Origin of the sequence: Streptomyces sp. NPDC050636 (assembly GCF_040654775.1) — a bacterium.
Lineage (GTDB): Bacteria > Actinomycetota > Actinomycetes > Streptomycetales > Streptomycetaceae > Streptomyces.
The window spans coordinates 1-13,423 of record NZ_JBFAIP010000138.1 but is presented as its reverse complement, the minus strand read 5'-3'; the positions used below and the strand labels follow the sequence as shown (position 1 = coordinate 13,423).

The 13,423-nt window shown below is 66.4% G+C and carries 13 protein-coding genes; 6 read left to right on the top strand and 7 right to left on the bottom strand.

The features are described from left to right. Positions 1 to 78: 78 nt before the first annotated feature. Entirely contained in the window at positions 79 to 414 is a 336-nt protein-coding gene (locus AB0I10_RS37750) for a hypothetical protein (RefSeq protein WP_363157274.1), read from the bottom strand. Between the two features lie 291 nt (positions 415 to 705). Then, positions 706 to 1,179 (bottom strand): carboxymuconolactone decarboxylase family protein, encoded by a 474-nt coding sequence (locus tag AB0I10_RS37745; protein WP_363157273.1) that lies wholly within the window; start codon positions 1,177 to 1,179, stop codon positions 706 to 708. Between the two features lie 286 nt (positions 1,180 to 1,465). On the opposite strand from AB0I10_RS37745, the gene AB0I10_RS37740 reads away from it, so the two are divergent. Further along, complete coding sequence (locus tag AB0I10_RS37740; protein WP_363157272.1) at positions 1,466 to 3,259, top strand: hypothetical protein; 1,794 nt, start codon at positions 1,466 to 1,468, stop codon at positions 3,257 to 3,259. A 346-nt stretch (positions 3,260 to 3,605) separates the two neighbouring features. Here the strand turns inward: AB0I10_RS37740 and AB0I10_RS37735 are convergent, their stop codons facing one another. After that, positions 3,606 to 3,971 carry a VOC family protein gene (locus AB0I10_RS37735; protein WP_363157271.1) on the bottom strand — a complete coding sequence of 122 codons (366 nt, stop codon included), beginning with the start codon at positions 3,969 to 3,971 and terminating at the stop codon, positions 3,606 to 3,608. A gap of 290 nt (positions 3,972 to 4,261) precedes the next feature. Here AB0I10_RS37735 and AB0I10_RS37730 point away from each other — a divergent pair, with 290 nt between their 5' ends. The 3 genes from AB0I10_RS37730 to AB0I10_RS37720 all read left to right on the top strand — a co-directional run bounded on the left by AB0I10_RS37730 (position 4,262) and on the right by AB0I10_RS37720 (position 6,957). After that, the gene (locus tag AB0I10_RS37730) at positions 4,262 to 5,026 is read left to right on the top strand and encodes a serine hydrolase (RefSeq protein WP_363157270.1); all 765 of its coding nucleotides are present in this window, start codon (positions 4,262 to 4,264) and stop codon (positions 5,024 to 5,026) included. 258 nt (positions 5,027 to 5,284) lie between these two features. Then, a complete protein-coding gene (locus AB0I10_RS37725) occupies positions 5,285 to 5,902 on the top strand; it encodes a hypothetical protein (protein ID WP_363157269.1) in 618 nt (205 codons plus the stop codon). Positions 5,903 to 6,132: 230 nt separating this feature from the next. Next, positions 6,133 to 6,957 (top strand): M55 family metallopeptidase, encoded by an 825-nt coding sequence (locus AB0I10_RS37720; RefSeq protein ID WP_363157268.1) that lies wholly within the window; start codon positions 6,133 to 6,135, stop codon positions 6,955 to 6,957. Between the two features lie 169 nt (positions 6,958 to 7,126). On the opposite strand, the gene AB0I10_RS37715 is transcribed toward AB0I10_RS37720, so the two are convergent. The 4 genes from AB0I10_RS37715 to AB0I10_RS37700 all read right to left on the bottom strand — a co-directional run bounded on the left by AB0I10_RS37715 (position 7,127) and on the right by AB0I10_RS37700 (position 11,502). Further along, positions 7,127 to 7,996 carry a GNAT family N-acetyltransferase gene (locus AB0I10_RS37715; protein ID WP_363157267.1) on the bottom strand — a complete coding sequence of 290 codons (870 nt, stop codon included), beginning with the start codon at positions 7,994 to 7,996 and terminating at the stop codon, positions 7,127 to 7,129. A 342-nt stretch (positions 7,997 to 8,338) separates the two neighbouring features. Continuing rightward, positions 8,339 to 8,629, bottom strand: coding sequence for a hypothetical protein (locus tag AB0I10_RS37710; RefSeq protein WP_363157266.1), 291 nt, complete (start codon positions 8,627 to 8,629; stop codon positions 8,339 to 8,341). A 395-nt stretch (positions 8,630 to 9,024) separates the two neighbouring features. Then, entirely contained in the window at positions 9,025 to 10,164 is a 1,140-nt protein-coding gene (locus AB0I10_RS37705; protein ID WP_363157265.1) for an alpha/beta hydrolase, read from the bottom strand. A 195-nt stretch (positions 10,165 to 10,359) separates the two neighbouring features. After that, positions 10,360 to 11,502 (bottom strand): helix-turn-helix domain-containing protein, encoded by a 1,143-nt coding sequence (locus AB0I10_RS37700; protein WP_363157264.1) that lies wholly within the window; start codon positions 11,500 to 11,502, stop codon positions 10,360 to 10,362. 617 nt (positions 11,503 to 12,119) lie between these two features. On the opposite strand from AB0I10_RS37700, the gene AB0I10_RS37695 reads away from it, so the two are divergent. Together AB0I10_RS37695 and AB0I10_RS37690 are read left to right on the top strand one after the other, a co-directional pair. Continuing rightward, positions 12,120 to 12,542, top strand: coding sequence for a YjbQ family protein (locus tag AB0I10_RS37695; RefSeq protein WP_363157263.1), 423 nt, complete (start codon positions 12,120 to 12,122; stop codon positions 12,540 to 12,542). 483 nt (positions 12,543 to 13,025) lie between these two features. Further along, a complete protein-coding gene (locus AB0I10_RS37690; RefSeq protein WP_363157262.1) occupies positions 13,026 to 13,214 on the top strand; it encodes a hypothetical protein in 189 nt (62 codons plus the stop codon). Positions 13,215 to 13,423 lie beyond the last annotated feature (209 nt).

The window sequence follows — 13,423 nt, the reverse complement described above, 5'->3', positions numbered from 1 at the left end:
TACCACTGGTGCGCCAACCCCCCCACCCCCCCGCTGTGCCCCCGCCTCCAGCGGCGGCACAGCGGGAGAGCAGGCGATTCAGCCGAGCGGCGTGCCGACGGGGAGCCCGCCGACCATCGACACGGGGGAGACCGCCTTGGTGGTGTCGCCGAGCGGCGTTGCGGCCTGGATGTCGTTGTTGGCCTTCAGCTTGTCTGCGACCTTGTCGATCGAGCCGACGAGTGCCTTGACGTCCAGGTCACCGATCGGGTTCTTGAGGTCCTGCTTGGTCAAGGTGTCCGAGTCCAGCAGCTGCTTGTCCTGCAGCTGGGACTGCAGAGGAGCCGTCACGACGTCGTCGGCGAAGGCGGGCGAAGCAACCCCCAGGGCCATCCCCGAGCAGGCAATGACCGCAGCAACCTTCGTGCTCTTCACTTCAGTTTCCCTTCCTGACCAGTAGCGTTTTCATCGGCCGCGACCATCGCGCCGCCCGAGCGACCCACTGACCGCCCGGAACTCTACGGTCGTCATACGTAACGTTGATCAGCCCGGAGGGAAACTCCCAGATGGCAGGGACACCTGCTCATTCACCCGATCGAGTTCGAGTCCGCTCGCGGAGGAGGCGGGCCGGATCGCTGGTGGCAGGACCAAGGGGAGGGCTGCCCGGGGCGTGTGTGCTGCTCCTGGTGCGACACGGCACCGGCGGTCCCGGCCAGGCACTCCTGGTTATGCGAACTGGCCGGGCTGGTAGTCGCCGGCGGGCTGCTGGACGATGACGTTCACGCGGTTGAAGGCGTTGATGATGGCGATCAGCGACACCAAGGCGGCGAGCTGGTCCTCGTCATAGTGCTTGGCGGCATTCGCCCAGGCCTCGTCCGTGACGCCACCGGCCGCGTCGGCGATGCGGGTGCCCTGCTCCGTCAGCTCCAGGGCAGCGCGCTCGGCATCCGTGAACACCTTGGCCTCCCGCCAGGCCGCGATCAGGTTGAGGCGGGTGGAGGTCTCGCCGGCGTGCGTGGCCTCTTTGGTGTGCATGTCGGTGCAGAAGCCGCAGCCATTGATCTGACTGGCGCGGATCTTCACCAGCTCCTGCGTCGCAGCCGGCAGCGTCGAGTCCGCGACCACCTTGCCCGCAGAGACGATGTGCCTCAGGGACTTGGTTGCGACCGGGTTGCCGAAGAGGTTCAAGCGAGCATCCATGGTGCATTCCTTGCCGTTGTTGGTGGTTACACCTCTCTGACGGAACATCTCGGCGAGATGTGACAGGAGCGAATGTGACGTGCGTCTCCCCTCTCGCACTGGGGCAGGGGAACCCACGACGAAGTTCAGGATCGCTGCCGAGACGTTGCCCCGCTCATCACGATCGCCGGCGCCTCTTCCGGTCCGATTCCGGTCCGATTGCGGTCCTCTTCGGTCCGACTCCACGCGCGGGATTCTTCTCTGGGCTGCCCGATGACCCGGACGTTGAACTGTCTAGGGTGCGCGCATGAGCTCACTGGGTGACCCGAGGGTCGCGTTCCTCTGGCGGACGGTTGTCTACCGGGACTTCGATGTCGAGCTTGACGAACCAGGTCGCCACAGCGGTGCCGCGCTTGAGGCGTTGATAGCCGACCTCGGTATACCGGACGACACGGTGGGTTTTGAGCTCGTCGGTGAGTGGGCGGAGCAGCTGTCCAGAACCCTCACGGCGGGGCTCCCCGCACTTCTGGCACGGCTTTCCCATCCGGACACAGCGGTGCGACGCATCCTGCCCGTGGTGTTCGCGTACGCGGACGCGCCCGCCGAAGAGGTGGTGCCCGCGCTCCTGGCCCACAGCCAGAGCGACCCCGATGCCCCGGTAAGGCTCGGCTTGCTCTTCGCCCTGGGCCTGCACTGCGACATCCCGGCGGTGCGCGACCAGCTGCGCCGCCGCATGCGAGGCGCACCGGCCGACGCGCTGGGAGCCGCCCTTGGCCTGCTCCTGCCTCCCGTCGCAGAGACCGACGATGAGGTGATCGACGAATCGCTCGACACCCTCACCCTGTGCGCCGGCGAGGCCGGTGAGGCACTGGCGGAACTGGCGTGGTGCGACCCGGAGTGGTCCGGTCGCCCGGCGCCGTACGGCCCCGTGGACGCAGTCGATTCCTGGCTCACGCCCACACCCGAGCTCCGCTCCCGCTGGCTGACCCGCATGCTGCCCGCTCTGTGGAACGGCAGCCTCGACACCTCGACGGCACCCGTACTGATCGAAGCCGCGGACCGGCTGTTCCAGCAGGACCGCGACCTCTACGCGGGTCATGCGTCGGCTGTCGCGTCCCTGCTGGAGCACCCTGACCCCGTGGTGCGGCGAGCAGCCATCAAGACCCACCACCTGCGCTCACACCACGACTACGCGGATGTCCTGGCGAGGGTGCTGCAAGGCCCAGGCGCCGACCTAGGCCTCGACCCCGCCCCCGACCCCGACCCCGAAGTGTTCAACAAGGCCCTGGACCAGCTCGCCGGGCGCGGCGATCCCCGGTGCGTGCCGCCGATACGGGAGCGGATCCGGCAGGGCACCGTCCACGCCGGACTGCTGGATACGGCAAAGGACTTGGCCGATCAGCTATGGCCGCACATCCGGGCGCGGCTCGGCGAGGACCTCCCGGCCGCAGAGGTCTGCTCGCTGCTGACCGGCATCTCCCGATGGCCCGGCGGCAGTCCGGCCGTCCCGCAGGTCACCGCCACGCTGGAGCGGCTGAGCCGCCACATCGACGCCACCGACCACCCTGGGTTCGACGAGCTGGAAGCAGCCTCAGCGGCCTGTACGTTCCTGCGCAAGTGGGGGCTGTCCGACGCGCCGACCCTGTCAGTCCTGCGCCTGGTCGCCACCGGAGCGGACCTGGAGACCGGGCTTGCGGCCATCCGTACGCTCATGGGGCTCGGCGAGTCATCGGACGGCGAAGTCGTAACCCTGCTGCTGAAACGTGCTGGCGCGCCGTGCTCGCCCCGGCCGCACCGCCGGGCGGCGTGGCTGGCGATTCGACACCAACGCCTGTGCCTGGCCGGGCGAGTTGGGCACGCGAGCACAACTCGCTGCCCCCATCCTGCGGGACCTGCGCGACACCGGGAACGAGGCGGACGAACTGCGCGTGGCCGCGGCCTACGCGCTGTGGCAGATCACCGGCGACGCAGAGGGCGCCCTGCCCGTGCTGATCGAGCAGATCCCACGCGATCCGATGTGCGTACTGCACCACTTGGGCTCCATGGGAACGGCAGCCCACCCCGCGCTGCCAGTTCTCCACGCTTACGCCACCGCCGATGACGCCCTCGGCACGCGCGCCCGCGACGCGGTGAGACGGATCGAGTCCGCGCAGTCCAGGACTCCCGGCTCGACGTCATGAGGCGGAGACAGACGTGCCCTCGGGCCGAGCGAACTCGGCCCGAGGCTCCGACTGGAGGCCGCCGCGGTCGGCAGTGCACGGTCGGCAGTGCACGGTCAGGAGTGCACGGTCGGCAGCGCATTCATGGCCTCTGCCGCTGATAGGCGCGGGCGACAACGGCGTTTGCCGACGACGCGCGCGCGTCCCTTCAGGCCGTGAAAACACCAGGGGGGGTGGGGGTGCCGCACAGCCTGGTGAACCCGGCACCACCCATAGGCGGAGCAGTTCCTACGGCGTGTGGCACACCGCTTCGATGTTGTTGCCGTCAGGGTCACGTACAAAGGCCGCGTAGTACGACTCGTGGTACTCGGGGCGTAAGCCCGGAGCGTGCAGGGACTCGGCCCCCACGGCGACAGCGGCGGCGTGGAATGCGTCGACGGCTGCGCGATCGGCAGCAGCGAAGGCGAGATGCACTTCACGAGCCTGACCGTCTTCGCCGGCGGGAACGAGCCAGAGCGTGTGCTCAGTGGTACCGAAGCTGACGAAGTCGCCGAACTCCTTGGTCCGTTTGCCGCCTAGCGGCGCGAGGGCGGCGTCGTAGAAGGCTGAGCTTGTGGGAACGTCCTGTACCTGGATCGCTATGTGATCAAGCATGCCGGCAGCGTTCCACGGTTTTCGTCTGCCTGTCTTCCCGTTATGTGGAGTGGCGCTCCCAGAGCCGGTAGCAGCTCACCACCATGTGCTGTGTCGAGGGTGGTCGCTCGCTGCTGCTGTCCGCCGGGACAGCACGCTGGGCCCGTAGGGAAGTCATCTCCGCGCCTGAACCCCAAACCTGTACCAGTACCGCCGAATTGGCGTACTGCGATACTCAGCCGGTGCGATACGCACCCGAGCGAAGTGGAGAACGATGAATCTGTCCGTCAACTGCGACTAGGAGAATGTCGATGCTGTCCGTGCACGTCGCCCGATTAGGCGCGGGCGTTTACCTGAGTCAGAACGCTGATCTCACGTACTACGCCGCCAGCACGATGAAGATGGCTGTTCTGGCGGCCCTGTACCGCAGCGGGCTTGACCTTGACGCGCCGGTTCCGGTGCACAACCGGTTCGTATCAGCCGTGTCCGCGCCTCCCTTTGCTATCACTCCTGACTGGGCGGCCGATTCCGATACGTGGCAGCTGCTGGGCAAGAGCGCGTCGCTGCGTTGGCTGGCGCGGCGTATGGTCACCCACTCGTCCAATCTCGCCACGAACATCTGTCTCTCCCACGTGGGCCTCGACGCCGTGAACGAGATCTGGCGCCTGGCCGGAGCTCGGCACAGCGTCACCCGTCGCGGAATCGAGGATTTCGCCGCCCGCGCGGCCGGAGTCACCAATCTGGTCACCGCCGCTGATCTCTCCCGACTCCTGTGCTGGCTCCCTCCTGAACTATTGGATCAACTCGCCGCCAACGTGCACCGTATTGACCTGCCGGCCGGGTTGCCGACAGGGACGCGGATCGCTCTGAAAAACGGATGGGTCCGGGGCATCCGCCACAGCGCCGGCATCGTCTATCCATCGGATGCCCCACCGTATGTCATCGCCATTTGCTACTCGGGCCCGCTCGGTATGGGCCGGGACGCGGACGATCCCGCCGCACGTCTTCTCTCCAGGATTTCGGCCGGCATCTGGTCACGCCGGCATTCGTTGCTGGCAAAGGGGGATGTGTCCTGACGGGCGGCCAACTATTGCTGTGGGCCGGCTGACATTACCGGCGCGGCTGGCATGGCTGTCGCCCGAGTTAGCGACTTGCCTCAACTGATCCATAGTTCAGTCGTAGCCATCTGTGGATCATTTCTGATTCGGGTGGATCCACTTCCCCCATGGATGGCAAGGTTCAGGGTGCCTTGCCTTGCCTTGCCTTGCCCCGACTCGACTCGACCCGCAGGACACCTCCCAAACTGCGAACTGCGCTGCCGTGAAGGAACGAACGTGACCGTCCACATCAAAGAACGACTTGTGCTCAAGCAATCCGTCACCGAATCCGATATACGCAAGGTCGCGTGGGATGGGGGATGGGATCTGTACGATATCGGTGACACCTCGTCAGGTGTCTATGTGGACGTATGGTTCAGCGGGTCCATAGAGATTCGCTACGTCGAAGACGAATTCATTGGGCAGCGCTACTTCACGCTATGGGGCGATGAGGATGAAGCTCGCCACGTGAAACGAGACATCCAGGGAAATCTCGCCCTGTGGTCCGCGGAAGAAGGGTTGGCTGCTGTTCATCAGGCTTGTGGCCGTCACGAGAAGCTGGTGGCGCTCTATGCGGCGGCGCTCTCGGCCACCGGCGAGCCGGATGCCCGACTGATCGACACCTTCCGAGCGATCTCGCGAGAGGAAGAAGACGCCGCAGTCCGGCAGGCCATAGTAATTGCGACCGGCTACCTACCCTGGCCCGGACTTGTCGAGGTGGTCGAAGGGCTCCGTGACTCCGACCCCGTGGACCACGTCAGGCACAACGCACAGATCTTGCTGGACGGCCTCAGCCTCTATCCCCCGACGGCGGAGGGCGATGCGCCACCCGTGCTGCTGCCCACAACCCACTGAGCGAGGGTAGATCGCAACCCGCAAGGTGGGAGGTCTTGGGGCACAGCGGCAGGTCGCTGTGCACACAGGCCAGTTGAACCGTCCGGAGGTCACCCATAGCATCGCCAGGGTGTGCAGAGCTGCCATGCCAGGTGACATGCCGGTACGCGTGGCCGTGAGCCGCGTGCAGCACTCCGTGCGATGACGACGGCCGCGTCCGCCCAGCCGACCCCGTATCCAGGGAGCGTGTTGTGAAGATCTTCGTCTCCTCCGACATGGAGGGCACCGCAGGCGTCGTGGACTGGTCGCAGTGCAGGCCGTCGGAGCCCGAGTACGCCTACTACCGGGGCCTGTTGCAAGAGGAGGTCAACGCCGCGATCGAGGGCGCGGCAGCCGGCGGCGCGACCCGGTTCCTGGTCAACGACTCACACTCGAAGATGGCCAACCTGCGTCCTGACGCCCTTGCGGGACGGGCTCGTTACCTGTCCGGACGGCATAAGCCGCTCTATATGATGCAGGGCCTGGACGCCTCGTTCGACGGCGTCTTCTTCGTTTCCTACCATGGCTCGATGGCGGGCACACCGGCCACGCTGTCGCACACCTACAACCCGCAGGCCATCAGCGAGGTGCGGCTGGGCGGTGTGGTGGCCGGGGAGAGCGCAATCAACGCCTTGGTCGCGCTGGGGCACGGCGTACCCGTGCTGCTGATCACCGGAGACGACACGACGGCCGCTGAGATCGAACCCTTCTGCCCGGGAATCCGCAGCGCCGTGGTCAAGTCCTCGGTGTCTAGATTCGCCGCGGACAGCCTTCATCCGGTGGAGGCACGGGAATTGATCCACGAGGCGGCGCGCGACGCCGTAAGGGCCCTGCCGCAGGCCGCCCCACCACGGATCACGCTGCCCGCCACGCTGACCGTGCGATTCCGCAATCCTGACCTCGCCGAAATGGCCACGTGGATCGCGGATGTTGGTCGGATCGACCCTGTGACCGTCCGGCTGACTGACGACGACCCGATCCGTCTGTACCGGAGGTTTGTCACGGTCGTCCTGCTCACCCGGGGCATCGCGGAGTGACGACGGCTCGTGTGGCGACTGCACGGTTCCGTCTTCTCGTAGGGCTCAATGCCGTATCCAACCTGGCGTATTGCCAATGGGGTTGGGCCGGTGCGGGCCGGTGCGGGCTGGTGCGGGCCGGTGCGGGCTGGTGCGGGCCGGTGCGGGCCGTAGCCCTTCCGGACGGGAGTCAGCTGCGCCCGACGTAGGTGTGCGTGCGGGTGTACGCAGTGAAGCCCATGGACTCGTAAAGCCGTTTGGGGGCAGGGTAGTCGGCGTCCCCCCGGCAGTAGACGATGGCGCGATGGCCGCCGCCGTCCGCGAAGGCGTGCAGCACTGCGGTGCATACGGCGCGGGCCAGGCCGAGGCGGCGATGGTCGGGATGCGTGCCCACGGGTTCGAACGCGCCGATACCGTTCGCCTCGTCGTACCAGCCCTGGCAGTAGGCGACGACATCACCGCCGGGCGACGCCACGACGAGATCGAACTCGGGGCGGTAGGGCCATGTTTCCCTCATGCGGGCGTGGCGTTCGGTGGTGATACGGGTCGACCCGAAGGCGGCGCGGTGTGCCGTTGCCCGGCCGGCCACGTCGGCGTGGTCCCGCTGCGCACGGATCGTATAGCCGTCCGGCAGGCGTGGTACGGCCGGCAGACCGGTCAGCAGGCGGCCGAGGCAGACCATGAACGGGCCGTCCAAGATGGGGGTGTAGCCACGTCGCTCCAACGCGCTGACCAGGTGCGGTTCCGTCTCGGCGACGTCCACGCTCAGCGGGCCGTCGGCGGTCTGCTCGGCCCAGGCGAGTACCTCGTCGGCCAGCTCCGGGCGGCTCGGGTCGATCTGGAGCTGCAAGCTGTCCGGCAGTTCGAGCCAGCCCCAAGCCACTGTCCGGTCCCCCTGGGTCCAGACCGCCGTCGGGCACTCGTCGGCCCGGTCGAGGCACAGGCACCAGTTCCAGGCGAGGTCACCGGCATGCAGGTAGCCGGTCGCTGGGAAGGTCCGGGTGGCCAGGCTCTGCATGGCAGGCAGCGCGATGGGGCCGGCGTACTCATGTCGTCGCATGGACGCCATGCTGCTCAAGCGCTCGCGATCCGGCAACGGAGTATCGTCAGCACCGATTGGCAGCCGTGCCCTCCGTGCTCATCAGGACGACCGTGCAGGTGCTGTCCACCGACAAGGTGCCTGGCGGAGTACAACAGACGCGTCCTCGGCCGACGCAGCGCGCAGGCCGGCCAGTGTCGCGGCGCCGCAATGCCAGGAAGAGATGCCGAGACTTCCTAAGTCCCGCACTGCCTGGTCGGCTGGGGCAGGTGCCCGCCCACTCTGCCCCAGCCGCGCACCTGCCATTCGGTAGCCCCAGGCAAACGACGACTCGCATCCGACGCCCCGTCGCGCGGTCTCGGTCTACGGATTGAAGAGCTCCTGCAGGCTGGGTCCGCCCTCTTCCGCATCGCGCATGGCCTCCACGACCGCTTGGTGAAAGTTGCGGCTGGCTTCTTCCGATTCACACGGGACGGGGCTGCCGACCATGGTGAACCAGTCCGCCGAGCCGGTGTACTGCACCGCTACGTGAGCCTCGCCCTCCGACCAGGTCGTATGGACGGTCAGGTCGCCTTCGATCACCCCGGCCTCTTCGGTACGGACCGTGCCGGGGCGTGCGTGGATCCCGACGGTCGTCCAGGATGCCCAGGTCATGATGCTCCCCCTTGGGGACGGGGGCCGCGGCCGGCGGCCGGGCGCGATGCCTCAAGTCTGACACCGGCGGTACGGAGACGCAGGGCATCGACAGGCGGTTTTCGACTTGTACTCGATCAGCTCGCGCCAGAGGCAGCGCCCTCGTACAGAGCTTTCATCGCTATTTCACAGCTCTCTCATGAGGCTGAAAACATGATTCTGAAGGTGACGGACCGATCTCAGGGCATCATCGTGCCCTCCGTAGGTCGATCGACCACGGAAACATAGCGAAGATTCCCCGATTCCCCGATTCCCCGATTCCCAGAGTCTTCGATTCCCCGACTCTCCGAGTCTTCGATTCCCCGACTCTCCGGGGCGAGGGGGTGAGGTGCCGTTAATGCGCTTCGCCGGTTACTTCAATCCTCAACCGGTGAGTGCTGCGGCCGCGTGTGGGTCGTCGGCAGCGAATGCAGCCAGTCGACCAAGAGCTGATTGACCTCGTCGCTGTGTTCCTGCTGCACCCAGTGCCCACAGCCTTCGAGGATGTGTGAGGAACCCAGACCCGGGAGGGTGGTGGGGTAAGCCTTGATGGCGTCGGCCAGCCACAGTGTGGGACCGTCGAGCTCCCCACCGATGAACAGTGAGGGCTGGCTGATCGGTGCCCCGTCCCATGCGGCGAGGTCTTCCCAGTCCCGGTCGACATTGCGATAGCGGTTGAGCGCTCCGGAAAACCCGGTCCGCTCGAATTCGGCGGCGTAAAAATCGAGGTCGGCCTCGGACAGCCAGGAAGGCAGCCTGCCGTCTATGAAACGATCGGAAAGCTTTCCACCTTCGGGTACGAGGAAGAGGCTGCCGGCTCCGTCCGACGGCATAGTGTCGGCCGAGAGTCCGGCGTAGAACCCCGCCAGCCAGGCACGGACATCCAGTTCGATCTCCGCTTCCGCCCGGCCTGGCGACTGGAAATAGCTGATGTAGAACTCCTCGCTCTCACCGATCTGGGCGAAGACGTCAGTCGGCCGGGACCCGCTCCGAGGCGCGTAGGGCACGCTGAGAAGCCCTACAGCGGTGAAGACGTCCGGTTTCAGCAGTGCCGAGTTGGCGGCGATGGGCGAGCCCCAGTCGTGGCCCACGATCACTGCCGTCTCTTCGCCGAGGGCGTGCACGACCGCGACGTTGTCGTCGACGTGAGCCAGCATCCGGTATGCCTCCACATCGAGAGGCTTCGAGGAACGTCCGTAGCCGCGAACGTCGATAGCGACGGCGCGAAAACCTGACGCAGCGATGACCGGGAGTTGGTGGCGCCAGGAGTACCACGACTCGGGAAATCCATGGACCATCAGAACCAGAGGGCCGCTTCCCTGCTCCACCAGATGGATACGGCCACCGGGGACGTCCACCAGCCGGTGCTTCACGTCCAGTGCGGGTGCAGTGGACGGTACTTGGTCAGCCGTAGGCGGTGCTGAAGGGGTGACAGCCTGATTGTTGACCTGATTGCTGACCTGATGGCTGACCTGATTGCTGGGCTGATTCCCGGGCTGCTTGATGGGCTGTGACATACGTCCTCCTTGAGCGCTAGTCATGTCAGCGGCGGTCACGTCTGTGGGGGCATGTCTGTGGGGGTCATGTCCGTGATGGCATCACCCCTCAAGCATCCCGCCCCCGACCCCGCCCACTCCACCATGAGCATGCCGCCACAACTACACCCGGCGCGAGAACTGTTGCTACTTCAGCAACAAGCAAGCCTCCTCTGCTCACAAGCCGTTCACACCGGCTCGGCGTGCGATCGACAGCGGCCTGGAGGGCCGCGTTGCCGCTCGTGCGCGGCGATTGAGGGCTGGGTGACGTTGGCGCGCACTCGCCAGCAATTGACGGCTCAGAAGCGCCATTTGAATTTCAAATCGGGTACGTGGGTCACGCAGACGGGACCCGAACAGCTTCTCAATCTGACGCATCCGATAACGCACCGTCTGCGGATGGATGCTGAGCGCCTTAGCTATTTCCGGAGCCCCGCCGCCGCCCAGCCAGGCCAGCAACGTCGCCTCCAAGCGCGCGCACCGCTCCGGCGTCAGCCCCGCGAGCGGGCGGAGCCGACGGGCGACGAGAGCGCGGGCCAACGACTCGTCTTGGAGGAGAACGAGGGACGACAAATGGTCGTCGACGAACACCGCCCCGCCACCGGGCCCGTCACAAGGCCACACCATGTCCAGCAGCCGGCACGCCCAGCGCACCGAGGCGGCAGCGTCGTGGAGGGGAACGGCGTGCCCGACCGCGGCCGATCGGCAGCGCAGCACTCCGTGGAGCCTGGCCCTGTCGTCGGCGAGCGGGCCGGGGATCAGCAGGCAAGGCGCTTGCCCAGGTGCGCTGATGAGGCAGTCGCCCAGCGCGGACGCGACCAGATGGATATCGGTGCCGGTCCTGAGCACGACGGCCCGTACCCTCTCGGGCAGCGGCCAGTCGGCACGGCGGCTCAGTTCACAGAGCTCCCGAGGGGGTGTCGAGCCCTCATCCATCAGAGCGGAGAACAAGGCTCGGCGGGCCTGTTGGGACGACACTGGTCGCGACAGTCCCATGCACATACCGTCATTCGCGCCGCCCATAGTGCCGCCCTTCGCTCCGCCGTTTGCTCCGTCATTCATGCCGCCATTCGTGCAGGCGCTGTCAGACGGCTGTGGCAGGCCGCCGGTCAGGGCATCGCGGAGCGCGTCCTCGACCAGCCGCGTGACCCGTGCGTGCCCGGCGCGTTCGATGAAGCCCCTGAAACCGGCAGTACGGTCGGAAAGCGACTGCGTGATCAGTTCAGCGAGTGACGCGCCTTGGTGGCGGTCATCCTGCATGCCGCCGTGCTGCGATAGGCAGCCGCGGTCGAGTGCGTCGCTGGTGGTTGCCTCACCCATAGTGACCTCATTCATCTGAAACCTGGGAAACCCGGGCCTTAGGACCGGCTTGAATCGCGACCCTCACTTCGGCCCTAGCGGTTCGGCCGTCGTACATCTCCGTCGCACATCGGCCGGCGCGCATCCGACGCTGCACCTCCGCCGAACCAAGACACATGTCGGCGGAAGGAGTGTCGTCCCATCCGTTGCGCACGCAACGACCAGGTTCGGCCGCGCCGAGTCGGTGTCCCCGAGCGGGCGCGGGCCGTTGATCGATTCGTTCCGGCAATTGTTCTACATCACCGGGCAAGTGCCTTCGGCACCTGACAGAGATCCGTCGCATTTGGGGGAGAGTCTGCCTGAATTGAGGCGCCACGAGCACGTTCCTGACGTCAGAAATCGCTTTGTGACGGCATGTCACGCCGCGTCGTCGGCTCCAGACCCAAGCTCACCTCCCACCGCACCGAAGCCGTTCAAGGTCCCCTGAAACTGTAAGCGGTAGCAAACATTCGACTCGACGGGCTGCCCGGGTGGCTCCGTCCTGGGCTGCAGTCGCCGCTCGGCCCCGGCATCGGGTGGCGCGACTGGGGACGATCACAAAGCGACGCTGTGTCGGTGGTGTCTGGCACGATCAAGTCATGCCTGACACGTTCAAGACGCGAGTGATCGACGTGACGACCGGCTCACGGGAGACGGTCTACGACCTGACCCGAGAGTGCGAGCGCTTCCTCCGGGATGCGGCCCAGGGACAGGACGGATTCCTGAACGTTTTCGCTCCCCATGCGACCATGGGCGTCGCGCTGCTGGAGACGGGCGCGGGAAGCGACGAGGACCTGCTGGCGGCCCTCCAGAAATTGCTCCCGGCTGACTTCCCCTGGCGCCACCGGCACGGCACCCCTGGACACGGGCGAGACCATGTGCTGCCTGCTCTGGTACCGCCTCATGCCACGCTACCCGTCGTTGGGGGCGCACTGGCGCTGGGCACTTGGCAGTCCGTCTGCCTGGTGGATACCAATATCGATAATTCGGACCGTCGGGTCCGATTGAGCTTCCTTGGCTAGGGCGGGCGCTTCGGTGGGACTGTAGGGGCGAAGTCCGGCCGCACCAAATGCCCCCGGAGCGCCGTTGAGGGACTGTCTCGGTTTCGTCGGCCGTCATCCGATCAGGATGCGGCGCGCGAGGCCTACGAGGGCAACTGCGACGGTGGAGCGCAGCTGCACCGTCGCGCTGGCCGCCACGGCGCCCGCGGCCCGTCGAGAACGCCGAGGACTGCGTCCAGGTGCTGGGCGGCGTGGGCTTCACCTGGGAGCACGACGCCCATCTGGCCCTGCGCCACGCTGTCACCCTCCGCCACCCTCGGGCCGTCCAGCTTGTATGGAAGGCTGCGGGCCCGGACAACGAAATCGACCTCAAGGCAGGGCAGTCGCACCTCTTGCCGCGAGGCTGGGCCCACAACCCTCATGTCGTGGACTCCAACGACCACAGCGTTCACCTGACCTTCACTATTCGGGAACGCACCCGTATGACGGGCCGAGAGGCTGATCGTGGGAGACATCGAGCACCAGGAATTCCGCAGCATCATCCTCCCCGGCGACATCGGTGGCGCGAAACTCAGCGAGCAACTACGTGAGACGCGGACTGCCTTGGTGAAGTACCTAGACGATCTCGCCTTGGATCAAATGGCCCTGATCGTGCGTGAAGCCGCCGTGACGGAGCTGGAGTACACGACCTGAGCCAGTCATCCCGGAAGTGATCCAGGCGGAGACCGTCCGCCAGGAGAAATGCTCTGCGGGCTCGTCGTCCTGACCTCTGCACGGCTCGCCGGCCTCCGGACGCGAAGAGGCCCACCCAGCGAGTCGCGGGGGGGGCCGTGTACCTCCCAAAAGGTCGGGCCCCAGAGATGCGGAGAGGGGAGGGTATGGTAAGAGTGTGTGGTGGGTGG

What these genes read in the sequence shown, in the direction of transcription:
- AB0I10_RS37700 (WP_363157264.1), bottom strand. Translation starts at nt 11,502, where the DNA reads ATGGGTGAGGCAACCACCAGCGACGCACTCGACCGCGGCTGCCTATCG.
- AB0I10_RS37745 (WP_363157273.1), bottom strand. Translation starts at nt 1,179, where the DNA reads ATGGATGCTCGCTTGAACCTCTTCGGCAACCCGGTCGCAACCAAGTCC.
- AB0I10_RS37715 (WP_363157267.1), bottom strand. Translation starts at nt 7,996, where the DNA reads ATGCGACGACATGAGTACGCCGGCCCCATCGCGCTGCCTGCCATGCAG.
- AB0I10_RS37695 (WP_363157263.1), top strand. Translation starts at nt 12,120, where the DNA reads ATGCCTGACACGTTCAAGACGCGAGTGATCGACGTGACGACCGGCTCA.
- AB0I10_RS37740 (WP_363157272.1), top strand. Translation starts at nt 1,466, where the DNA reads ATGAGCTCACTGGGTGACCCGAGGGTCGCGTTCCTCTGGCGGACGGTT.
- AB0I10_RS37710 (WP_363157266.1), bottom strand. Translation starts at nt 8,629, where the DNA reads ATGACCTGGGCATCCTGGACGACCGTCGGGATCCACGCACGCCCCGGC.
- AB0I10_RS37730 (WP_363157270.1), top strand. Translation starts at nt 4,262, where the DNA reads ATGCTGTCCGTGCACGTCGCCCGATTAGGCGCGGGCGTTTACCTGAGT.
- AB0I10_RS37705 (WP_363157265.1), bottom strand. Translation starts at nt 10,164, where the DNA reads ATGTCACAGCCCATCAAGCAGCCCGGGAATCAGCCCAGCAATCAGGTC.
- AB0I10_RS37735 (WP_363157271.1), bottom strand. Translation starts at nt 3,971, where the DNA reads ATGCTTGATCACATAGCGATCCAGGTACAGGACGTTCCCACAAGCTCA.